General features: G+C 68.9%; 24 protein-coding genes. 9 read left to right on the top strand and 15 right to left on the bottom strand.

Annotated features, from left to right (window positions below; genetic code table 11):
• Positions 1 to 4: 4 nt before the first annotated feature.
• From AC30CM_RS13660 to AC30CM_RS13650, 3 genes are read right to left on the bottom strand one after another with little or no spacing between them, the layout of a single operon-like run.
• Positions 5 to 1,168, bottom strand: a complete 1,164-nt coding sequence (locus AC30CM_RS13660; protein ID WP_490117423.1) for a sensor histidine kinase — start codon at positions 1,166 to 1,168, stop codon at positions 5 to 7.
• Entirely contained in the window at positions 1,165 to 1,812 is a 648-nt protein-coding gene (locus AC30CM_RS13655) for a response regulator (protein ID WP_490117422.1), read from the bottom strand. Before AC30CM_RS13655 ends, AC30CM_RS13660 begins: the two co-directional genes overlap by 4 nt.
• 50 nt (positions 1,813 to 1,862) lie before the next feature.
• Positions 1,863 to 3,170 carry an alpha/beta hydrolase gene (locus tag AC30CM_RS13650; RefSeq protein WP_490117421.1) on the bottom strand — a complete coding sequence of 436 codons (1,308 nt, stop codon included), beginning with the start codon at positions 3,168 to 3,170 and terminating at the stop codon, positions 1,863 to 1,865.
• A gap of 221 nt (positions 3,171 to 3,391) precedes the next feature.
• On the opposite strand from AC30CM_RS13650, the gene AC30CM_RS13645 reads away from it, so the two are divergent.
• Positions 3,392 to 3,694 (top strand): hypothetical protein, encoded by a 303-nt coding sequence (locus AC30CM_RS13645; protein WP_490117420.1) that lies wholly within the window; start codon positions 3,392 to 3,394, stop codon positions 3,692 to 3,694.
• 99 nt (positions 3,695 to 3,793) lie between these two features.
• On the top strand, positions 3,794 to 4,255 hold the full coding sequence (locus AC30CM_RS13640) for a hypothetical protein (protein ID WP_490117419.1): 462 nt from the start codon (positions 3,794 to 3,796) through the stop codon (positions 4,253 to 4,255).
• Here the strand turns inward: AC30CM_RS13640 and AC30CM_RS13635 are convergent.
• The 5 genes from AC30CM_RS13635 to AC30CM_RS13615 form a co-directional block, all read right to left on the bottom strand.
• Entirely contained in the window at positions 4,230 to 5,489 is a 1,260-nt protein-coding gene (locus AC30CM_RS13635) for a threonine/serine exporter family protein (protein WP_490117418.1), read from the bottom strand. The two genes, AC30CM_RS13640 and AC30CM_RS13635, sit on opposite strands and share 26 nt — an antisense overlap.
• Positions 5,473 to 6,948: a class II fumarate hydratase gene (gene fumC / locus AC30CM_RS13630; RefSeq protein WP_490117417.1), complete on the bottom strand. Its 1,476-nt coding sequence runs from the start codon at positions 6,946 to 6,948 to the stop codon at positions 5,473 to 5,475. Before fumC ends, AC30CM_RS13635 begins: the two co-directional genes overlap by 17 nt.
• Positions 6,949 to 7,017: 69 nt before the next feature.
• Positions 7,018 to 7,602, bottom strand: a complete 585-nt coding sequence (locus tag AC30CM_RS13625) for a TetR/AcrR family transcriptional regulator (protein WP_490117416.1) — start codon at positions 7,600 to 7,602, stop codon at positions 7,018 to 7,020.
• Positions 7,589 to 9,133, bottom strand: a complete 1,545-nt coding sequence (locus AC30CM_RS13620) for an MFS transporter (RefSeq protein WP_490117415.1) — start codon at positions 9,131 to 9,133, stop codon at positions 7,589 to 7,591. Before AC30CM_RS13620 ends, AC30CM_RS13625 begins: the two co-directional genes overlap by 14 nt.
• A gap of 66 nt (positions 9,134 to 9,199) precedes the next feature.
• Entirely contained in the window at positions 9,200 to 10,432 is a 1,233-nt protein-coding gene (locus tag AC30CM_RS13615; protein ID WP_490117414.1) for a PucR family transcriptional regulator, read from the bottom strand.
• Positions 10,433 to 10,538: 106 nt separating this feature from the next.
• On the opposite strand from AC30CM_RS13615, the gene AC30CM_RS13610 reads away from it, so the two are divergent.
• Together AC30CM_RS13610 and AC30CM_RS13605 are read left to right on the top strand one after the other, a co-directional pair.
• Entirely contained in the window at positions 10,539 to 11,450 is a 912-nt protein-coding gene (locus tag AC30CM_RS13610; RefSeq protein ID WP_490117413.1) for an AurF N-oxygenase family protein, read from the top strand.
• Entirely contained in the window at positions 11,447 to 11,740 is a 294-nt protein-coding gene (locus AC30CM_RS13605) for a DUF4873 domain-containing protein (RefSeq protein ID WP_490117412.1), read from the top strand. Before AC30CM_RS13610 ends, AC30CM_RS13605 begins: the two co-directional genes overlap by 4 nt.
• Here the strand turns inward: AC30CM_RS13605 and AC30CM_RS13600 are convergent.
• Complete coding sequence (locus AC30CM_RS13600; RefSeq protein WP_490117411.1) at positions 11,735 to 12,373, bottom strand: TetR/AcrR family transcriptional regulator; 639 nt, start codon at positions 12,371 to 12,373, stop codon at positions 11,735 to 11,737. The two genes, AC30CM_RS13605 and AC30CM_RS13600, sit on opposite strands and share 6 nt — an antisense overlap.
• Positions 12,374 to 12,420: 47 nt before the next feature.
• Between AC30CM_RS13600 and AC30CM_RS13595 the strand changes: the two genes are divergently transcribed.
• Entirely contained in the window at positions 12,421 to 13,110 is a 690-nt protein-coding gene (locus AC30CM_RS13595; protein WP_490117410.1) for a hypothetical protein, read from the top strand.
• Complete coding sequence (locus AC30CM_RS13590) at positions 13,110 to 15,068, top strand: YhgE/Pip family protein (RefSeq protein ID WP_490117409.1); 1,959 nt, start codon at positions 13,110 to 13,112, stop codon at positions 15,066 to 15,068. Before AC30CM_RS13595 ends, AC30CM_RS13590 begins: the two co-directional genes overlap by 1 nt.
• 14 nt (positions 15,069 to 15,082) lie before the next feature.
• Here the strand turns inward: AC30CM_RS13590 and AC30CM_RS13585 are convergent, their stop codons facing one another.
• The 6 genes from AC30CM_RS13585 to nthB form a co-directional block, all read right to left on the bottom strand.
• The gene (locus tag AC30CM_RS13585; RefSeq protein WP_490117408.1) at positions 15,083 to 16,165 is read right to left on the bottom strand and encodes a substrate-binding domain-containing protein; all 1,083 of its coding nucleotides are present in this window, start codon (positions 16,163 to 16,165) and stop codon (positions 15,083 to 15,085) included.
• Positions 16,166 to 16,257: 92 nt separating this feature from the next.
• Positions 16,258 to 16,725 (bottom strand): MarR family winged helix-turn-helix transcriptional regulator, encoded by a 468-nt coding sequence (locus AC30CM_RS13580; RefSeq protein WP_490117407.1) that lies wholly within the window; start codon positions 16,723 to 16,725, stop codon positions 16,258 to 16,260.
• Between the two features lie 53 nt (positions 16,726 to 16,778).
• A complete protein-coding gene (locus tag AC30CM_RS13575; RefSeq protein ID WP_490117406.1) occupies positions 16,779 to 17,297 on the bottom strand; it encodes a DUF1097 domain-containing protein in 519 nt (172 codons plus the stop codon).
• Positions 17,298 to 17,306: 9 nt separating this feature from the next.
• A complete protein-coding gene (locus tag AC30CM_RS13570) occupies positions 17,307 to 17,681 on the bottom strand; it encodes a nitrile hydratase accessory protein (RefSeq protein WP_490117405.1) in 375 nt (124 codons plus the stop codon).
• 3 nt (positions 17,682 to 17,684) lie between these two features.
• Positions 17,685 to 18,281 (bottom strand): nitrile hydratase subunit alpha, encoded by a 597-nt coding sequence (nthA, locus tag AC30CM_RS13565; protein ID WP_490117404.1) that lies wholly within the window; start codon positions 18,279 to 18,281, stop codon positions 17,685 to 17,687.
• 31 nt (positions 18,282 to 18,312) lie between these two features.
• A complete protein-coding gene (nthB, locus tag AC30CM_RS13560; RefSeq protein ID WP_490117403.1) occupies positions 18,313 to 19,011 on the bottom strand; it encodes a nitrile hydratase subunit beta in 699 nt (232 codons plus the stop codon).
• A 243-nt stretch (positions 19,012 to 19,254) separates the two neighbouring features.
• Between nthB and AC30CM_RS13555 the strand changes: the two genes are divergently transcribed.
• The 3 genes from AC30CM_RS13555 to AC30CM_RS13545 are packed head-to-tail and all read left to right on the top strand — an operon-like array spanning position 19,255 to position 21,303.
• Complete coding sequence (locus AC30CM_RS13555) at positions 19,255 to 19,482, top strand: CbtB domain-containing protein (protein WP_490117402.1); 228 nt, start codon at positions 19,255 to 19,257, stop codon at positions 19,480 to 19,482.
• Between the two features lie 11 nt (positions 19,483 to 19,493).
• Complete coding sequence (locus tag AC30CM_RS13550) at positions 19,494 to 20,309, top strand: CbtA family protein (protein ID WP_490117401.1); 816 nt, start codon at positions 19,494 to 19,496, stop codon at positions 20,307 to 20,309.
• Entirely contained in the window at positions 20,296 to 21,303 is a 1,008-nt protein-coding gene (locus AC30CM_RS13545) for an acetamidase/formamidase family protein (RefSeq protein ID WP_490117400.1), read from the top strand. Before AC30CM_RS13550 ends, AC30CM_RS13545 begins: the two co-directional genes overlap by 14 nt.
• Positions 21,304 to 21,305: the final 2 nt, after the last annotated feature.

Genomic DNA, 21,305 nt, shown 5'->3' with positions numbered 1-21,305 from the left:
TGGTCTACTGCGACCTCGGCGCGCTGCGCACCCCGAATGGGTGGCTGGTGACGTGGGTGGGCAGTGTCATCGACAACCGATAGCCACCCTCGGCGCGGTGCTCGCCGTGCAAGGAGCCGCCGAGCAGTTCGGCTCGCTCGCGCAGGCCGAGAAGTCCGTGTTTGGCGCTCGGCAGGGGGTCGACGGGGCGGGTGGGCGCGGTGTTGGTCAGCGTCATCTGCGCGCGGTCGGCGTCGATCCGCAGGTCCACGATGGCACTGGAGCCCGGCGAGTGCTTCGCGACGTTGGTCAGGCCCTCCTGGATGGCGCGGTAGATCGCGCGCTGTACGGCAGGCGAGGGTTCGACGCCCGGCTCCCCCACGTACCGCACCTCGGCGGGGATTCCGCAGCCGGCGACCAGTTCCGGGATGTCCGAGAAACCCGGTTGTGGCGACAGTGCGAGTTCGCCGTCACCGGAGGGACGCAACACCCCCACCATCTCCCGGAGTTCGTCCAGGGTCCGGACGGCGAGGGTCCGGATGGTCATGGCCACGTCGGCAGAAGCGCGGTCGGACGCGGTCACCTGCAGCGCCCCGGCCTGCACGGCGATCAGACTCACCTGGTGCGAGACGACGTCGTGCATCTCGCGCGCCAGCGCGGCTCGCTCCGAGGCCAGCGCGCGTTCGACGAGCAGTTCCTGTTCGTGCTTGCGGGCTTCCTCGATCTGGACGATCCTGTCCGACAACGACGTTCGCGCGCGCACCAGCAGGGCCAGCCACACGGGTGCGGCGGTGAACACCACGGCGTAGGCGGCGTTGATCACCGTGGGAAGCCCCTGATACTCGACCTCCCACGGCGACGTGTAACCCACGAACATCGCCACGATGCAGCACACGACGCGCCAGTCCATCGCGTACCGGTGCACGACGGTGAACAGGGCGATGAGCGAGGCGATGACGACGTCGGTGACGAACAAGCCCGGCACGGTGAGCAGGAACGCCGCGAAGGGCCACCGTTCCCGCACGCACACCGCCAGCACGGCGACCCCCGAGATGGCCACGCGCACCGGTGTCATGGGGTGCTCGTCATCGGCGAACAACGACCCCACGGCGTCTGCGCCGGCGACCACGATCAGCGCCACGTTCAGCAGCCATCGGCGCGACGACGGGCCGCACCGCAGCCAGTTCACGACTCCTCCAGCAGTCCCGCGCGCTGGGCGATGATGGCCGCCTCGACCCGCGTCCGCACCCCCAGCTTGGCGAGGATGGAGCTGACCTGGTCCTTCACCGTGCCGACACTGGAGTAGACGGTCGCGGCGATCTCCCCGTTGGACATGCCGCGCGCGAGCAGCCGAAGCACCTGGGTCTCGCGGTCGCTCAGCAGTCGCACGTGATCCACGGCCCGGTCGTCGTTGCGGCCCTCGAGATAACCGCTGACGACGCGGGGGCTCACCCGGTCCGACAGCACCAGCCCACCGGCGGCCAGCGTGCGCACCATGTGTGGCAGCTGCTCGGGATCGGTGTCCTTGAGCAGGAAGCCCGCCGCGCCCAGACGCAGTGCGGACGAGATGTACTCGTCGGCGTCGAACGTCGTCAGCACCGCGACCGTGGGCGGTTGCGCCGTCTTCTGCAGTTCGGCCAGTACGGTCAACCCGTCCTTGCCCGGCATCCTGATGTCCAGGAGGACGACGTCGGGTCGGTGGGCTTGCACGGTGGCCACGGCATTCACGCCGTCGCAGGTGGCCACGACGTCGATGTCGGCGGCGGCGGACAGGATGAGTTCGAAACCCGAACGGATCAGGGCCTCGTCGTCGACGATGATCACGCGCGGCATGGGACCTCCTCGAAACGCGAACCCGCCGGTTCGAGGGTAATCGTGGCACCTCAGTCGATCACCGCCATCCTCCGCGCCACGAACGGAAGCTCGTGGGCGAGGCCGGCCGAGAAGAGCCGCCAGTCGTGGGCGCCGGGCAACTCCGTGAGGTGGCTGTCCATGCCCGCAGCCCTGGCAGCGGCGACGACGCGGCTGGCATCGCCTCGCGCATCGTGATCGGAGATACCGACGACCACGGCCGCACCGCTGCCGTGAAAGGAGCGCGTCCGCAACAGGGTCAGCGGATTGACGCGTTCGAAGGTGCGTTCGTCGCCGCCGAACGCCGCCCCGACCGTGCGGGCGCGGTCACCCAGTGTCGGCTCCGCCGACCCCGCGATGTCGAGGAAGGTGGGATAGACGTCGGGGTGATTCGTCGCCAACTGCAGTGCGCAGGTGCCGCCGTAGGAGGCACCGGCCACCGCCCACGCCGACTTGCGCGTGTCGACGGTGAGGTGCCGTTCGATCCAGGCCGGCACGTCCACGCTGAGATAGGTGTCGGCCCTTCCCAGTCGAGAGTCGAGGCAGAGGGGGTCGGCGAACGCGCTGCCGGTCGGGTCGGGGATCACCACCACCGGCGCGAGTCCGCGGTGCGCCGCAGCGAACGCGTCCATCACCGAGGTGAGGCGCCCCGCACCGATCCAGTCCTGAGGCGTCCCGGGCTGGCCGGTGAGGAGTACCAGCACGGGTAGCTTCGGTGGTCGGGCGGCGAAGTAGGCAGGCGGCAGATAGACCTTGGCCGTCCGCGCCGTGAACGCCGATACGCGACCCGGGATGGTGGCCGACGTCAGCTTTCCCCGCGAGGGTTGGTCCGGTGCTGCGGTCCACACCGACTCCAGGGATCGACCGGGTAGCGCTGCCACCACTCCGGCGCGAGGTGGTGGCAACGGCACGTCGTCGGCCTGCTGAATTCCGAGCGCGTAGCGCAGCGAGGGATAGGCGCCGAAGAACGCGTTCACCTGGTTGCCGCAGCACGCCACCACCACGATGGCCGCCGTGACGGTGGTCAGTGCCCTGCGCCAGCGGCCGTCGACCGCGACCAGGAACGCGGCGAGACCCACCACGAACACGGCGCATGCGGTCCAGGCGTACACCGTGACCGACAGCGAGTCGGGGAACAACGTGAGAACGTCGCGGGCCAGGTAACCGCAGACCCGTGCCACGCCGATGGCGACGATGGCCCCCGCCACCAGCATCACCACCGTGAACGCCGGCCGCCGTGAGGTCCTCCACGTACGCCAGCCCAGCCACAGGCACGCCGCCAGCGCACCACCGTGGAACACCCACGGCACCGGGCCCGTGAAGAGTTGCCAGTCCAACATCGCGCCACCTATCCGGCGGCCGAGCGGTGCTGGACGTGGTCGGAACGCGGTTTCACCGGTACAGGATTCGTCGGGATCGATCGGCTCGGCATCGCCCAGCCGGCCACGTTTCACCGTCGACCGGGCAGCTGCGTCCAGCCACGTGCCTGTCCCAACGGGCCGATCGGCCGATTCACCAATCAGGTTCGGTGCGGCCACGATCGACATCTCGACCCAAGGAGGTGGGCACCATGACGTCCAACTGGCTGCGCCGCACGGCAGCGGTTGCCATCGCACTCGCGGTATGGGCATCGACCGAAGGCACCGCGTTCGCCGCGAAGCCGCCGGACCAGACCGGCTCGAAATACGCCGACGCCAAGAAGGCGCTCTCCGACGCGGGCTTCACGGTGGTGGTGGCCTCCCGTTTCGGCGATCGCACACCGCTCGAGGAGTGCAAGGTGGTCCACGAGCATCTCAGGGGCGAGGCACAGACGGTCAAGAAGGCCCCCACGCCCACCACCGTGCTGGTGGCGGTGCAGTGCTGAGATCGACGGCGTGGTGTCGCGAATTCTTCGGCACCCCTCAGCATTTCCCCAGCCGGCGCGAGTAGGCAGGAGGCAGCTAGGAGAAAGGGGACGTGAGACATGAACACCGAGACCGTCGACCGCCAGTTCGCCGCGCTGCAGTCGCAGGCAGAACTCACCGCATCACTGATCCGCACGCTCGCCGACAAGCTGACGGCCGCCTCGGCGACCGGGGATCCCAACGTTCGCGAGTGGAGTCTGGACCTCAAGGAGATCGCACTCGCGGTCCGTGACGAGCAGGCCACGACCACCGAACTGCTGCAGGCGATCCACGCACTCGTCGACGACCACGTCGCGACGGCACCGCAGGTTCCGCAATACTCCCCGCCTGCGCCCCAGTACGCTCAGCCGGCCCAATACGCTCAGCCGGCCCAGTACTCGCAGCCGGCCCCGTACGCGCCCGCCGGCGGCGGGGGCACCCTGCAGCGCTTCCTCAGTGGGCGGTTCGGGCAGGCGATGGTCACCGGGGCCGGTATCGGCATCGGCGACGACATCGTCAACTCGATCTTCGACCGTCTCTGAGTCCTCGGCGCGCGAGCACTGCGTCCCGCAACCTGCTCGGCACGGCCAGCCCCACCGCCATGGCCAGAACCGTCAGCGCGGCGGTGGCGCCGTTGCTCGCGACGTCGAGCAGCACCTGCTCACTGGGCCGCGTGGTGATCTGGGCCGCGCCCGCGACCGCCCGGAACACGTACATGCCCGGCACCAACGCGACCACGGCCGCGAATCCGACTGCGGCAAAGGGCATCCGCTTGAGATAGGCCAGTGGCGTGAGCACCGCCCCTGCCAGCAGGCACGCCAGTGCGGCGGCGGCGGGCATGCTCGCATGCCCCACCTCGATGGCCCACCAGTGCACGGCGTGCGCGGCCATGCCCACCGCGACGGGCCAGCCCAGGAGCCGGTAGGGCATCGAGAAGAACACCGGGTAGCAGGCCGCGGCGATACCGGCCGCCACGACGTCGACGGGCAGCGGCACGTCGGCGGGCGGCGACGTGAGCGGCAGCGACTGGCCACCCAGCTGCAATCCGATCACCAGGCCCACGGCGATCGTCGTCAGGAGCAGTACCGCGTAACCGAGTCTGGCGAGCGCCAGCGGCAGCCGTGCCGCCAGCAGATCCATTGCCCCGATGAGGATCTGAGGGCCCGGCACCAGCACCATGGCGGGGCACACGGCCACCAGCCCGGTGGCACCGTGAAGTCCCAGCGCACCGGCGACCGCGCCGGCCGCACCCGCGACGAGGGCGGCGACGAACGTCTGCAGCAACGCGTCCCCACCGATCCTGGCGAGGCCGCGGCGCAGGGCCCCACCCAGAGCCGCGGCGATCGCGATCGTCGCGACCACCCACGCGTCGTCGGCGCCGAACACGACCCCGAGCGCCGCAGCCCCCGCACCGCACGCGGTGACGAACGCCCCCGTGGACGACGCCGGCAGAGCCCCGGCCGCGTCCAGCGTCTGCTCGATCTCGGCCCGGTCGAGCGGCCGGGTCTCGGCCTCGTCGACGACGCGCATGACGGTCGCCACCCGACGCATGTTCACCGCGTTGGGATGCGTCTCCCGTACCAGGGCGTGCGCTCCCCCGCGGCCGGGGTCGTACACCGTGATCGACGACCAGCCCGGTAGCAGCACCGCGGGTTGCCCCAGACCGCGGGAGAGTCGCTGCACCGCAACGCTGGTCATGCTGGTGGATTGCCCATTGTCGTGCAGGAACGCCGCCGCCCGCGCGATCGTCGACAGGGCGTCAGGCGCCTGCGACACCGTCGCCAATCATGTCGAGCGGCCTGACGATGGAGTCGAACTGCTCGCCGGTGACCTTCCCCGAGTCCAGGGCCGCCTGACGCAACGTGATGTCACGGGCCACGGCGTCCTCGGCGATGTGCGCGGCGTTCTGATAGCCGATGACGGGGCTCAGCGCCGTGACGAGCATGGCGCTCGTCTCGACGTAATGGCTGATCCGCTCGGTGTTCAGCGTCGTTCCCTTGACCGAGAACTCGAGGAACTTGGCGCACCCATCGGCCAGGATCCGGATGGAGTGCAGCGTGTTCTGGATGATGACCGGCCGCATGGCGTTCAGCTCGAAGTTGCCTTGCGAGCCGGCCAGTGCCACCGCGGTGTCATTGCCGATCACCTGGATCGCGATCATGACCAGCGCCTCGCACTGCGTCGGGTTGACCTTGCCCGGCATGATCGAGGAACCCGGCTCGTTGGATGGGAGGACCAATTCGCCCAGGCCACAGCGTGGTCCGGACGCCAGCCACCGCATGTCGTTGGCGATCTTCATCAGGGCAACGGCCAATCCGCGTACCGCGGCATGCGCCCGCACCATGGGGTCGAGCGATCCCAGTGCGGCGAACTTGTTGGGCGCGGTGACGTACGGCGTGCCGGTCAACTCGGCCAGCGTCGCCGCGACGTCACGCCCGAAGCCGGCGGGCGCGTTCAGCCCGGTGCCCACCGCGGTACCGCCGACAGCCAACTGCAGCAGCCCTTCCCGGGCGTGGCGGACGTCGTCGAGACAGGCGCTCAGCTGAGCCGCCCACCCCGACCACTCCTGGCCAACGCTGAGGGGAACGGCGTCCTCGAGGTGCGTGCGTCCGATCTTGACGACGTCGTTCCACTGCTCGCTCTTGGCCGCGATCTCGTCGCGCAGGGCACCGACCGCAGGCAGCAGCCGATCCTCGATGGCCGTCAGCGTCGCGATGTGCATGGCGGTGGGGAACGTGTCGTTGCTGCTCTGGCCCATGTTCACGTGGTCGTTCGGACCCACGGGAACCTGGCTGCCGAGTTCGCCACCGAGCAGTTGGATGGCGCGGTTGGACAGCACCTCGTTGACGTTCATGTTGCTCTGCGTGCCCGAGCCGGTCTGCCACACGAAGAGGGGGAACTGATCGTCCAACTTGCCGGCGATGGCCTCTTCGGCAGCCTGCACGATGACCTTCGCGCGCCAAGGCTCCAGTCGGCCCGCCTTCTCGTTGACCAGCGCGCAGGCCTTCTTCACCAAGCCGTACGCGCGGTACACCTCGATGGGCATGTGGTCGGTGCCGATCGAGAAGTGTTGCAGCGAGCGCTGGGTCTGGGCACCCCAATACTTGTCGGCGGGCACCTCGACGTCACCGAGGCTGTCGAACTCGCGGCGATGACCGCCCGCGTCGATCCCGATCGCGACGTCGGTGTACGTCGGCTCGGCGTGACGGTCTGGGGCGGGGTCCTTCTCGGCCATGGGGAGAGCCTATGGCAGGCACGCCCGACGTGCGGTGCGATGCGACCGGTTCCCTTGTGGTAGCAGGGGTTAGCCGCCCATGTCGCGCCCCTCGAACCGCGTGGTCAACGCCAGCAGTTCGTCGCGCGCCAAGGCCAGCTCCTCGGCCGTCAGGTACGGGCTGCCGTCGATGGCGGCGAGCCCCTCGGCCGCGGCGCGGATCGTCGTGCTCAGGCCCAGCGGCAGACCGTCGGCGGCGAACGCCTCCCGCCACGCCCGCGCGTCGCGGGCGAACACCTTCTCGACGGCGGCACTGTGGCCCAGTCCGTCCAGCAGCGACGTGGGCGCGAACACGCGCATGGCGGCTTCGCTGTCACCGGTGAGCGTGCGCACGTAGGCCCGCGTGAACTTGCCGGGCGCATTGTCGGCGAGATCGATGCGGCGGTAGACCTCGTCCCAGACGCGGCGGGCGACGTCCTCGGCGATCGCGAGCGCCAGCGAGTCCCGACTCGGGAAGTGGTGCAGCAGACCGCTCTTCGACACTCCCGCGGCACTGGCGATGTCGGCGAGGCTCACCCCGGAGCCCCGCTCGGAGAACAGCGTCTCGGCGGCGTCCAGGACCGCGCGCCGGGTGCGGGCCTTGTCGCGGCCGACGGCGTGGTCAGCGGGCGCCATCGCGGTCCTCGTCTTCGATGCCGTGGTCGTCGATCGCGGATGGGATCACCCGCCATGCCACGATAGCGGCCAGTCCCAGCAGGACCGCCCCAGCGAACGACGTCAGCTGCATGGCCTCGACGAACGCGTGCCGCGCCACGTCGAGCAATCCACCACCCGCCCCGCCCAGGTGATGGCGCGCGGTGGCCAGCGAGTTCGTCACGGCCTCGCGGGTCCCCTCGTCGAGGCCCGCAGGCAGGTGCAGCCGTGCGCGATACACCGCGGTCTGCATCGAACCCAGGATCGCGATGCCCAGTGCCACGCCGAGTTCGTAGGCCGTCTCGGAGATCGACGACGCCGCACCCGCGCGCTCACGGGGCGCCGTCGTCACCACGGCGTCGGTCGACAGCGTCATCGCCACGCCGACCCCCAACCCCATGACGGCGAGCGAGATCGCGACGCCGAGATAGGTCGGCAGACCTTCGGTCGCCCCGAGTCCCACCATGCCGATCCCGATGGTGCCCAGGCCCAGACCCAACGCCCGCCCCTGTCCCATCCTGGCGGACAGCACGCCGACGAAGGCGATCACCGCGATCATCGGAATGGTGACCGGCAGCTCGGCAAGACCCGCCCGCATGGGGCTGAAGCCGCGCACCAGCTGCAGGTACTGCGAGAAGAAGAACAGCACACCGCTGAAGGCGAAGACGGCCAGCGCCGTCGAGACCACGGCGCCGCTGAATGCCGGTACGCGGAACAGGCTCAGCTCGATCAGCGGCACGGCGACGCGGCGTTCGCGCCGGACGAAGCCGACGCCCGCGACGATGGCCGCCGCCAAGGCCGCGGGCACCTGCCAGTCCACCCCGGTGCCGACGGCGTGCTTGATGGCGTACACGACCCCGACGATGGCCGCGACCGACAGCAGCGCCGAGAACACGTCCACTGGGCCGGCGTGCGGGTTGCGCGACTCCGGCAGCAGCAGGGCACCCGCGATCACGATGACGAGCATCAGCGGGACGTTGACCAGGAACACCGAGCCCCACCAGAAGTGTTCCAGCAGAACGCCGCCCACCAGTGGACCCAGCGCCGCACCGGCACTGGCCCCGGCCGCCCAGACCGCGATGGCCCTGGTGCGCTGCGCCGGGTTCTCGAACATGTTGCGCACTATCGACAGCGTCGACGGCATGATGGTCGCGCCCGCGATGCCCAGGAGCGCGCGGGCCGCGATCAGCAGGCCGGGGGTGGGAGCGAACGCGGCGAGTACCGAGGCCGCCGCGAAGGCCGCGCTACCGAACAGCAGCAGCCGCTTGCGACCGATGCGGTCGGCGACGTTGCCCATCACCACCAGCAGGCCGGCCAACGCGAACGAGTAGACGTCGCCGATCCACAGCACCTCACCCGCCGTGGGATCCAACGCGGCGGTGAGGGCGGGCACCGCCATGTAGAGCACCGTGGCGTCGACGGCGAGCACGACGACGCCGACCATCAAGACGGCGAGGGCGCTCCACTCGCGACGTCCGGCCAGCGGGGTCAGCGGCTGCGACGGAAGGTTCACCCCGACGACGTTAACAGACCATATGGTCTGCAATACCGTCCATACGGTCTGTACAGACGCGGCGTCTCACCGCACCGCGAGCGCCACCGTCAGCTCCGCGATCACCCGCGGATCCACCAGCCCGTCGCCATACGCCTCGCGCAGCTGGCGCAGCCGGTAGCGGACCGTCGACGGCGAGACGAACAGCTCGGCCGCCACGTCGTCGCGTCTGCCGTGGTGCAGCAGCCACGATCGCAGGGTGTCGATCAGGCGTTCCCGCGCCGCATCGGGAAGCCCCGCCAGCGGCGCCAGCACCCGGGCGCGCAGGTCGGCCAGCGCTTCGGCGTCGGCGTGCAGCACCAGCTCCGGCAGGAATTCCTCGGTGTCCAGCACTGCCTGAACGTCCGGCTCCCGCAACGCCGTCGCGCGCATGGCGCGGTGCAGCGACTCCCGCACGCCCTGCCATGTCATCGCGGGTCCCACCACCGCATTCGTCGACACCAGCGAGGCCAGGAACGGAGCACGCGCCGCACCGCCCACGTCACACACCAGCACGGCGCGGTAGCCCGCAGGCGCCTCGACGAGATCGTCGGGCACGTTGAGGGTGCGCGCGTCGAACGCCATCGACGTGTGGCGTCGACTGGGGAGCACCACCGCGGTGAGGGTGCGCGGCGGCGCCCAACCGGCGTCGTCGGCGGCCCCGAGGAGTTCGTTCGCGGGCGCGCCGCTCCACAGCAGCCGGACCAGTCGCTCGCGCTGCCGCTCGCGGTCCAGCCCCGAGCGGGCCTGCTCCTCGGCGTAACCCGCGACCCCGGCCGCCGAGATCCGGTCGAGGTAGGCGAAGAACAGCTCGGCGAACACGCTGATGTGATGTCGGTCGATGCCGTCGCGCACGGCAAGAGCGCTCCAGTCCCGCCAGAGTTCGCGCGCTCCAACGCGATACGCGGCCAGCTGCACCTCGGTGGGACGTCCGTTGCGGGCCTCGCGCCGTCCGAAGCGATACGCGGTATCCAGCACGTCCTGCATCGGGAGCGCGAGATAGCCCTCGGTCGACGCGTCCAACTGGTCGAGCAGGGCGCCCAACAGCTGATTGGCCGACGCGTCGATCACCGGCCGCCACGACTCTTGGGCGGCCGCCGCCAGGGCGGGCACCTCGGCGATGACCGTGTGCACCATGTGGTCGACGAGTTCGGGCAGTCCCGCCCGCATCGCCTCGAGCGTGTGCGTGGGCAGCTCGACGACGCGCGGCGGGTCGGGTGGCGGGTGGGGCGGCGGGTCGGGTGGCGGGTGGGATGGTGGGCGGGATGGTGGGTCGGACACAGCCGCGATGCTACGTCCCGCATTGCCCGCAGAGGACAGTCCGACGACGCGGGTTTGGCCGTGCGGGGCGAGAAATTGACCGCAGGGGTGAAGAAGAATGGTGGCCATGACCACCTCACCGACGCTTTCCGGTAGCGGGACCAGCCGGGAGGACTTCTCGCTGCGGCTGCTCAAGGGTTCGGCGAAGAAGTCCTACGAACCGGTCGTCGACATCGACTGGGACGGGCCGCTGGCCGAGGACAAGTACTTCGTGCCGCCGCAGATGTCCTCGCTGTACGGCACCCCGCTGTGGCAGGGCATGACCGAGGCGCAACGCATCGAACTGTCACGGCAGGAGTTCGTCAACTACCTGTCGATGGGCATCTGGTTCGAGAACATGCTGAACCAATCGCTGCTGCGCGGCATGATGCACTCCTCCCCGACCGCCCACAGCACCTTCTACGAGTTGACCGAGCTGGGCGACGAAGCGCGCCACATGCTCATGTTCGGCAAGACCATCGCGCGTGTCGGCGCAGAACCGTTCTGGCCCAAGGGCAATGCGGCACGCCAGGTCAACGCCATGGCCTTCCTGTTCCGCGGGCCGATGCTGTGGATCGCGGCGCTCGTGGGCGAGGAGATCTTCGACGCCCTGCAGCGCCGCATCCTCGAAGACGGCGAGGACGTGCAGCCTCTGGTGCAGCGCGTGATGCGCATCCACGTCACCGAGGAAGCCCGCCACATCCAATTCGCGCGGGACGGCCTCCGGCGTGATCTCGCCGAGCTGTCGCCGCGCATGCGCTGGGTGTTGGCCAACCTGCATGGCCTGGGGGCGCGGCTCTACCTGCTGAACTTCACGCGACGCGGCCTCTACGAACGGGTGGGCCTCGATGGCGCGGAAGCGCAGCGGCAGGCCCGCGCCAACCCCCGATTCCACGAGATGCAACGCGTGGGTTTCGCCTCGCTGGCGGAGTTCCTCGACGACGCCGGACTGATGGGGCCGATCGCACGGCGCCTGTGGAAGCGGAGCCACTTCCTGTGACCTCGTTCGACGGCGACGGCGGCGGGGGTGGGTACGCCGGCCCGGCCAGCCTGGTCGTGGGTGACGTGCGACATCCGGTGCGCGTGCGGCTCAAGGGCTCCCTGAATGCCTTCGACGGGCACTATCACTGGCAGGGCACCGTCTACGACGCGCCTGCCGAGCTGCGGTCGGGAACTACCCCCGCGAGGCTCTGCGTCGACGACTACGACGTGCCCACACGCCTGGTGGAACGCACGGCCGGGGGGCATCTCATGATCAGCGGTACGGGCCGGCCACCCTTCGCGCTATAGCGATTCGGCCGACGCGGCATCGGGGGCGGACTCCAGCAGCCTGGTGATGAGCCGTTCGATCATGTCGGTCCGGATCACCCCGGGCTGAAGCAGTTCCTCCATCGCCACGCCGGCGGTGATGGTCACCACCAGCTGAGCGAGTTCGGCCAGCCGCTCCGCAGGCAGTCCCGTGGACGCCGCCCTCACCACCTTCGTCGCCTGCTCGACTGCGGCGTGCCGCCGCGCGATCAGCCGTTGCCGCAGCTGCGGGTCCCGCATGGCGCGCAGCCAGTACTCGAACAGCACGATCTGATACTGGGTCTCGTCGTGGATCGAGGCGAGCATGGACGTGCTGAGCGCCCGTGCGATCGCCGCGTTGTCGCCTCGGCCCACGTCGAACGCGGACACGATCAACGCGCTCCGCGTCTCGAACTGGCGGTCCAGCAGAGCCAGGAACAGTTCGTCCTTGGATTCGAAGTTCGAGTAGACCGCACCCTTGGTGAAGCCGGCGGCCTTGCCGATCGCGTCGATGGTGGTTCCCGCGAATCCCTCGGCGGCGAAGACACCCAGCGCTGCGTCGAGAATCCGGTCGCGGACCTCGTCGCGGGTCGGGCGGGTCCGTGCGGCTTTGACAGGGGACATGAACAGCAGCATACTCGTCGGTATCGAGTGGATACCACCGAGTATCGAAAGGTGATGACATGGCCGACGCCACGCCCGCCCTGATCACGGCGTCCAAGCTCGGCGTCGACGGCGAACACGGCCCCCTGTTCGCCGACGTCGACCTCGAGATCGGCGAGGGTCTGCATGCCATCCAGATGCCCGGCGGGTGGGGTCAGACCGCGCTCCTGCTGACCCTCTCCGGACGGCTCAAGCCCAGCCACGGCAGCGTGGCCGTCTGCGGTGCCGAACGACCGCAGGACATCCGCAAGCACTGCGCCATCGCCGCCTTCCCGGACATCGACGACCTCGAGGACGCGGTCACCGTCGCCACCGTCGTCGACGAACAGCGCCGCTGGCTGACGCCGTGGCGGCGACGCCTGCGTCGTCGGGCCTCCGACGACGCGGGCGCCGACACGATGGCCGACACGATGGCAACCGTCTTCGGCGACCTCGAACCCCCGTCGGGCACGACCTTCGTCAGCGAGCTGTCCGACCTGGACTCGTTCCTCCTTCGCGTGACGCTCGCCATGGCGTCGAAGCGGCCGATCCTCGTGGTCGGCGACCTGGAGCAGGTGCGCGACAACGACCGTCGCGACCTCGCCGTGGAGCGTCTCGGTGCACTCGCCGAACACCACACGGTGGTGGTCGGCGTCACCAACCCGCTGGGCTCCGGCGCACCACTGCACGACCTGCACGACCACCGCATCCTCACCGGAAAGGACGCCTGATGTTCGCCGGCCTCGCCTTCGGATCCGAGATCAAACGCTTCGGCCGCAGCCGGCTGACCCGGATCGCCATCGTCGTCCTCGCCCTGCTGCCACTGGTCTACGGGGCGCTGTACCTCTGGGCGTACTGGGACCCCTTCGGCCGCGTCGACAAGATGCCGGTGGCGTTGGTCAACGCCGACCGCGGCGCAGTGGTGTCGGGTCAGCAGATCAACGTCGGCGACGAGATCGCCAAGAGCCTCACCGCCGACGGCAGCCTGGACTGGCACGTCACCACCCCCGAAGAGGCCAAGGAGGGCGTGGAACACGGTAGGTACTACTTCATGCTGGAGATGCCGGAAGACTTCAGCGAGGCCGTCGCGTCACCGCTCACCGGACAACCGAAGCAGGCCGATCTGGTCGCCGTCTACAACGATGCCAACAACTACATCTCGTCCAACATCGGGCGCACGGCCATCGACCAGGTGCTCAACGCGGTGTCGACCCGCATCTCCGGCCAGGCCGTGAACCAGGTCCTGTCCGTGGTGGTTTCGTCCGGAGCCGGCATCAAGCAGGCCGCCGACGGGGCCCAGCGCCTCGCCGACGGTGCGGCGAAGGTCGACGACGGTGCCACGCAGCTCGCATCGGGTCTGCACACGGCCCGTTCGGGCTCGGCCCAGTTGGCCACGGGTGCGCGTCAACTCTCCGACGGCATCACCAAGGCCACCGATCCCCTGGTGGCCGTCACCACGGCCCTTTCGCAGTTCGGCGGGGACACGGCCAGCCTGCAGCAGGGCACCGACGCACTGCGCCAGGCGAACGACCAGATTGGCACGATTGCCACCGCCCAGGACACCGCGGCCACCTCGCTCTCGCCGGTGATCGACCAGTTGGCCGGCAGCGCGGACCCGTTGGCCAACGGTGCCGCTGCGACGTTGCGTGGCATTCAAGACGACCTGCGGGCGCACACGTTCACCCCGGCCATCCGACAGCAGCTGACCGACGCGGAGAATGCCGCGATCTCGATGACGACGTCGTTGCGCACCCCGGGCAGCCCGCTGAGCACGGGCCTGGACGACGTGGGCACGAAGGGGCGGGAGCTGACCAACCAGTTGAACCAGTTGCGCAGCGGTGCACGGCAACTGGCCTCGGGCAGTGCCGAGCTGTCGAACGGGATCGTCAAGCTCGACGACGGTGCCACCCAACTGACGAACGGCACCCAACAATTGCGCACCGGCTCGGCCGAGCTGGCGACGAAGCTTGCCGACGGCGCCAAGCAGGTACCGCAGTGGAGTCCCCAGCAGAAGGATGCGATCGCCGACACCATCGGCGGTCCCGTGCACCTGCAGACCGCGGACGAGAACGCCGCCCCGAACTTCGGCACCGGCATGGCGCCGTTCTTCCTCACGCTGGCCCTCTTCTTCGGGGCGCTCGTGCTGTGGATGGTGTTGCGTCCATTGCAGACCAGGCCCATCGCCGCCGAGGTGTCCGCCTTTCGCGTGGTGCTCGCGAGCTACCTTCCCGCGGCCACGATCGCGCTGTTCCAGGCCATCATCCTGTACTGCGTGGTGCGCTTCGGACTCGGCTTGCACGCCGTACATCCCGTGGCGATGCTGGCGTTCATGGTGTTGATCTCGGGGGCGTTCGTCGCGGCGACGCAGGCCATCAACGCCTTGGTGGGCCCCGCCGTCGGCCGGGTGCTCATCATGGCGCTGCTCATGCTGCAGTTGGTGAGCGCAGGCGGCATGTATCCGGTGGAGACCACCTCGCGACCCTTTCAGATCTTCCATGCCTATGACCCGATGACCTACGGCGTCAACGGATTGCGGCAGTTGATCCTCGGTGGCATCGATCATCGCCTGTGGCAGGCCGTGATCACGCTGCTGGCGATCATGGTCGGAGGCATGGTGATCTCGGCGCTCTCGGCGCGGCGGAACCGCACCTGGAACATGATGCGCCTGATGCCGGCCATCAAGATGTGACGGCGGCGCCCGATTCAAGCAGCCGAGATCCGAGACCGTACCTCGAAGTCGAGGCCCACGGCCTCGGCGACGTAGACGTCCTGCGACATGTGGTTGCCCCGCATCCGGACGTCGCCGCGGGGACTCGTGTAGACGAGCCCCTCGGCGGCAGCGCCCATCGCGTGGAGGTCGAGCGATCCGGCCCGCCGAGCCAACACGAGCAACAGCGTGAGCGCCTCGAAGCAGGACTCCCCGATGCTGTTCAGCGCCGGCGCGGCGGCGCCGAAGTGCGCGTAGTACCGCGCGGCGAACTCCAGGCTGGCCGTGGTGTTGAGCGCCTCGAAGTAGCCGGCCGACGCGAACAAGCCCCGATTGCTCGCCCCGCCGCTGGCGAGCAACATGTTCTCCTCCACGTGCGGACTCAACCTCGGGACGGTGCCGTCCAGCCCCGAGGCTGCGAACTGCCGATTGAAGGCGACACCGTCACCGCCGACCAACAACACCACCACTCCCGAGGCTCCGGTGACCTCAACTCGCCGGATGGCGTCGCCGAAGTCCTGGGTTCCCAGGGGGAAGTACATCTCGTCCAGCAGAGGACGGCCTTGGGCACGGGCGTGCTGGCGGGCCGCGGACCCCGTCTGTCGCGGCCACACGTAGTCGTTACCGATGACGACCCAGCGGTCGATCCCGTACTCCCGCGTCATCCAGTCCATTGCGGGCAGCAATTGCCGCGACGGCGTCTCCCCGGTGAGGAACAGTCCCGGAGTGTCCTCGCCGCCTTCGTAGAGCGGTCCGTACACGTAGGGAATTCGATTGGCCGTCACACGCGAGATCGCCTGCCGCACCGGCGAGATGTGCCATCCGGTCACGGCGTCGATCGCGCCGTCCTCGACGAGCGTCGCGATCTGGGCCGCCACGACTGCCGGCGGCTGGCTGCCGTCCACCGGCACGAGCCGCAGCCGTCGGCCGAGCACCCCACTGGTGGCATTCGCGTCGGCGATGGCCAGCTCGGCACACGCCTCGCAGGACGGCCCGTAGATGCCCGCCGACCCGCTCTGCGGGACGACGAGGGCGACGTCGAGTGTCTCGCGGTCGGCGTCCGCTCCGTTGCCGTCCATCGGTCCTCCGTCCGCACGTCGCCGGATCATCCTCGCCGCGTGCGGTTACCGTGCGGTTTCGGCAGTGTTGGCTTTCGTTGACACCGCTGGTGTCAGCGGCCGGGCATCGGCAACTCGGACACCCGCGACAGCGTGCGGACCAGGAGCAAGGCCGTGTCCTCGCCGAATTCGTCGACGAAGGTGGCCTTCACGGCAGCCTCGTGACGAGTGAGCTTGCGCACCTTGGACTTGCCGCGCGAGGACAGGTAGACCAGAACCCGCCGACGATCCATGGCATCGACCCGGCGGATCACGAAGCCGCCGTCGACCAACCTGTCCACGATGCGCGTCAACGTGGGGGGAGCAATGCCCATCGCGGCGCAGATGTCACTCATGGTGTAGCCGTCGCCACTGCGCAACGCGCCGAGCACACGCCACCCCTCGATGCTCGTCACCTCGTCGTCGAGCAGGCCGTGTGACAACGCGTCGGTCCACCAGCGCCCCGCACGCAGGAGCACCTCGGAGACGCTCTCCATGCTCGTCGAGGTCGACACCCCGCGTCCCGCCGCCGTCGCCGTCACGACCGATCACCCACGGGGCCGAGCATAAGCGGCGCCGGACCCCGGTGCACCCCTCACGCCGGCTGACCCGACTCTGCCACCGGGGGGCCCACCACCTTCGTGATCGCCGCCGCGCCCCATTCGGACGCGATGCCGAACCCGGCACCCACCAGCGCCGTAACCGCCGCCACGAGCGCCGGATTGGATGCTCCCGGCGTGAGGATGTCGTGCCCCGTGGCCGCGATGGTGCCCACCGTCATCGCGAAGCCGAACACGATGGCCGGCGTGGCCGACAGTCGCGGCAGCCGCGACACCTGAACCATGGTCAGGCTGCCGACGCCGACTGCCACCGCGAGCAGTGCCGCGCTGCTGGTCGCGCCGACCACCGCCAGTGTGCAGGTGGCGATCGCAATCCCCACCCAATTGCACGCCACCGACGTGACCAGCCCCCGTGGTCCCGTCCCCACGAAGAAGAACGACGCCCACGCCAAGAACAACACCCATACGGGGAGCGGCCACACGGTCGCCGTCATCCACGTGGACAGCCCGCCCAGGATTCCTACGCTGATCGACAGCGCGGTGGCCTTGCTCATTCCCGTCCCCTAGTGATCATGGTCATGGTCGTGGTCATGGTCGGCATGTGCCAGCCGCTGCGCCTCGACGGCGGTGCGCGCGTCGAGCACGGCATCGTCGAAGAAGCCCTTCTCGGCGGCCAATCGGCAGAAGGCCTCGCCGAACTGTCGGTAGTAGACCGCGGGGTCACACACGTCCGTCAGGCCGGCGTCGTCGATGGCGGCGATCAGGTGCACCTTGAACTCGTCCCATGCGAAGGCGCCGGCCTTGCAGAGGCTGACGACGAGCCCGAAGATCCGGCCCTGCCAGGGTGCGTCGAAGACCAACTCCCCGTTGGACCGTGGCAGTGCCGACGGTCCGCCCCAATCGTCGAAGTCGACGAGGTCGAGCGTCTGTGCCGTCATGCGCTACGCCACCTCGCGATCAGGCAGGAGGGCCGTACCCACCATGGAATCGCGACTGATCAGCTCCACCAGTTCGTCGGTCGACATGCCCTCGGTACCCTTCGGGCGCTGCGGGATCACCAGATAACGAATCTCGGCGCTGCTGTCCCAGACGTCGATATTGACCTCATCCGGCAGTGTCACTCCGAATTCGGCCAGCACGCTGCGCGGCTCCTTCACCACGCGGGCGCGATACTGCGGATACTTGAACCATGCCGGCGGAATGCCCAGCAGGGTCCACGGGTAGCAGGAGCACAGCGTGCACACCACCACGTTGTGCCGCTCGGCGGTGTTCTCGACCGCGACCATGTGCTCGGTCTGCAGACCAGTGAACCCCATGTCCGCGATGGCAGCGGTCGCGTCGCGCAGGAGCCACTCCTTGTAGTCGGGGTCGGTCCAGGCACGGGCGACGACCTTGGCGCCGTTGACCGGTCCCATGTCGTTCTCGAAGGACGCGACCACGGCGTCCACGGCCTCGTGCTCGGCCAAACCGCGCTCCACCATCAGTGATTCGAGGGCGTTCACCCGCGCCTCGACGTCGGTCAGTGACAGCCAGTCCATCTTCGTCAATCTCCCTGTCTTCGTTGATGTGTCAATCGGTGGCGGGTTCGAGGTAGTCCTCGAAGAGGTCGGCGTAGAGGTCGAACTCCTCGGGCGCCGACTCGCCCCACAGCTCGGTGGACGTGAATCGCACCATGTAGAGGTGGTGGGGCACGTCGGTCTGCTGATGGGCGCTGGCGGCCGGGTCGTGGTACGCGCCATACTGCTTCACGATCACACCGGTGGCGCGATTGAGGTAACCGGGCAGGCGGTTGTGCGTCGTGGCGTGGATGTTGCGTACGCGCACCGTGGTTCCGACGGCGAAGCGGGGCTCGGCCTCGGCGGGCAGATCGTGTGGCGTCCCCTGCCACAGGATCTCCACCATCTTCTGGGCGAACGGCGACGGGTGCTCGGGCTTCTCCGGGTGGGGCGTCATGGCCGGCGCACCCAACTCCTGCATCCGCTGGTCGATTTCGGCGTGGGAGATGTACCCCTTGTCGTTGAGCAGCTTCTCTACCGAGAACAGCCAGTGTGCGTAGTAGGTCGAGTCGGTGTAGTCGCTCCAGCGCATCAGCTCGATGCCGTGACGCTGTTCGTCGAGGTTGAACGCACCGTTGGCGATCGCCATCGCCGTCACGGCATGCATGCGGCCCTCGAAGGGATAGCGCCAGTCCGGAATGTCCGGTTCGAGGAACTCGGTGGCGATGGGTCCGAGACCATCGCGACCCCCGACGTCGTGTGGACCGTGCATACGGCCTCCTTCAGATGAGCTGCGAATACTTCCATGTGACAACCAACCGCCGCGGACGCGTCGACGCAATCCCGTAAGCGACCTCGTTACAACGCTTTTACATTGCCCGATAGAGCGTTAAATGAGTGTTACGAGCGGCGGAAACGGCCCGTCCTGCGGTTGACACCGGAGCCAGGCGTCCCCACACTCGCTTCGCAGAACAATAGTTGCTTCATGGAAACATCTTGGCGAAAGGATCTCATCATGGCCGCCTTCGAAGCGTCGGACGCTCACCCCCGACTCGGCATCGCAGCTGCCGACGACGCCGCCGTCGGATCCGCACTGTGGCTCACCGGAACCGTCGTCGTCGCACTGATCGCGTACTACTTCCTCGGCTACGACCAGGGCGCCGTCTCCATGTTCGGAGCGGACACCCACGTTCACGAATTCCTCCACGACGCCCGCCACCTGCTGGGCTTCCCGTGCCACTGAGAGGCCCCGACATGGACAAGCAGCTGGTGGGTCTCGGCGTCGGCGCCGGAGCGGTGGCGGGTATGGCATCGTTCACCTACTCCCGCGTAGCCATCTCCCCGGTGATCGACGCGGCCATCGACTACGAGGCGGGACGCTCCCATGCCGAGGCGGCCATGCTCGGCGAGGGGCACTCCCACTCGCACGAGATCTTCAGTAGGGCATGGCAGGAAAACCTCGGCGCCGGGGTCGGCATCGTCGTGTTCGGCATGGTGATGGGCGCTCTGTTCGCCGTGGCGTTGGCCGTGACGCTGCGCGTGCTGCGTGGTGGACCTCGCCCGGTCGACGGGCGAACGGCCGCGGTGGGGCTGGCCGCGGCGGCCTTCGTCGTCGTCGCCCTGCTACCTGCGCTGTGTCATCCGCCGAATCCACCGGGCGTCGGTCTCGAGGAGACGATGGCTGCCAGGACGACGGCTCATCTGACGGTCGTGGCGGCATCTCTCGTCGTCGCCGGTGTCGCCGCGTTCACCGCGCTGCGGTCGACGCCGCGCCTCGGCGCCTGGCGGGCCGCAGCGCTGGCGACCGTCGGTTACGTCGTGGCGATGATCCTGGTCAACGCGGTGACACCCACGTTCGCGGAAGTGCCAGAGGTACTCACCGACGCCACGGGCGCGATGGTCTACCCGGGATTCCCGGCCGAGGTGCTGAGCGACTTCCGCGTCGACTCCCTGGTGAACCAGGCCATCCTGTGGGCCGTCATCGGCATGGTCGCGGCCGCGCTGCTGCCCCGCACCGTCACCGCAACCCCAACCGCACACCAGAGTGGAGCACCCAGTGGCCGTCGTTGAGTTCACCCCCTCCCCCGACCAGTACGCCTGGACGTTCGGCGGCGCGGAGCCGGTGCTGGAGGTGGCACCGGGGACGACCTTGCGCCTCTGGACCGAAGATGCCTTCGCCGGACGGGTGACCTCCGTCGCCGACCGACCGAGCGAGGTACTCAACCCCAAGGAACTGAACCCCCAGACCGGCCCGTTCCACGTGACGGGCGCCGAACCCGGTGACACGCTGGCGCTGCACGTGGTGTCACTGGCCCCGGCGCGCGACTGGGCGGCGTCGACCACGATCCCCCTCTTCGGCGCCCTCACCGGAACCGACAGAACGGCGGGGCTGCAGCCGCCGTTGCCGGAACTCACGTGGATCTACGCCGTGGATCGGCAGGCGGAGATCGCCACCTTCGTCGCGCACGAGGGCGACTTCACGATGTCGATGCCGTTGGCTCCCATGCTGGGCACCGTCGGTGTGGCACCCGCGCTGCGCGAAGTGCGGACCACGCTGGTACCGGACTACTTCGGGGGCAACATGGATACGCCCGAGATACGGGCAGGAACCACCGTGTATCTCGGCGTGAACGTCGACGGCGCACTGTTCTCCGTGGGGGACGGACACTATCGGCAGGGGGAAGGCGAAACGTGTGGAACCGCTCTGGAGGGAGCCATGCACGTGACGCTGATCGTTGACCTCATCAAGGGCTGCGCGCCCGCGTGGCCCCGCCTCGAGCAGGACGACGCCATCGCGACCGTCGGCTCGGCGCGCCCCCTCGAAGACGCCTGGCGCTGCTCGCAGGTCGAAATGGTGCGGTGGCTCGCGGAGCTGTACGGCCTCGGCACCATGGATGCCTACCAGGTGTGCTCTCAGCTGTGTTCGTCGCCGCTGGCCAACGTGGTCGACGTCAACTACAGCGCCGTGACCAAGATCGCCAAGGGGCTTCTCCCGCAGGCCTCCCCGTATGCCGGCATGCACACCCGCATGCGTCGGGCCGCCGCGCAGCTCACCGCGCCGTGAGC

The sequence above is a fragment of the Mycobacterium sp. DHQP2018-32-09 genome, from assembly GCF_058148405.1.
Note: the sequence above shows the minus strand (reverse complement) of the source record. Positions and strands in the feature narration are given on the sequence as shown.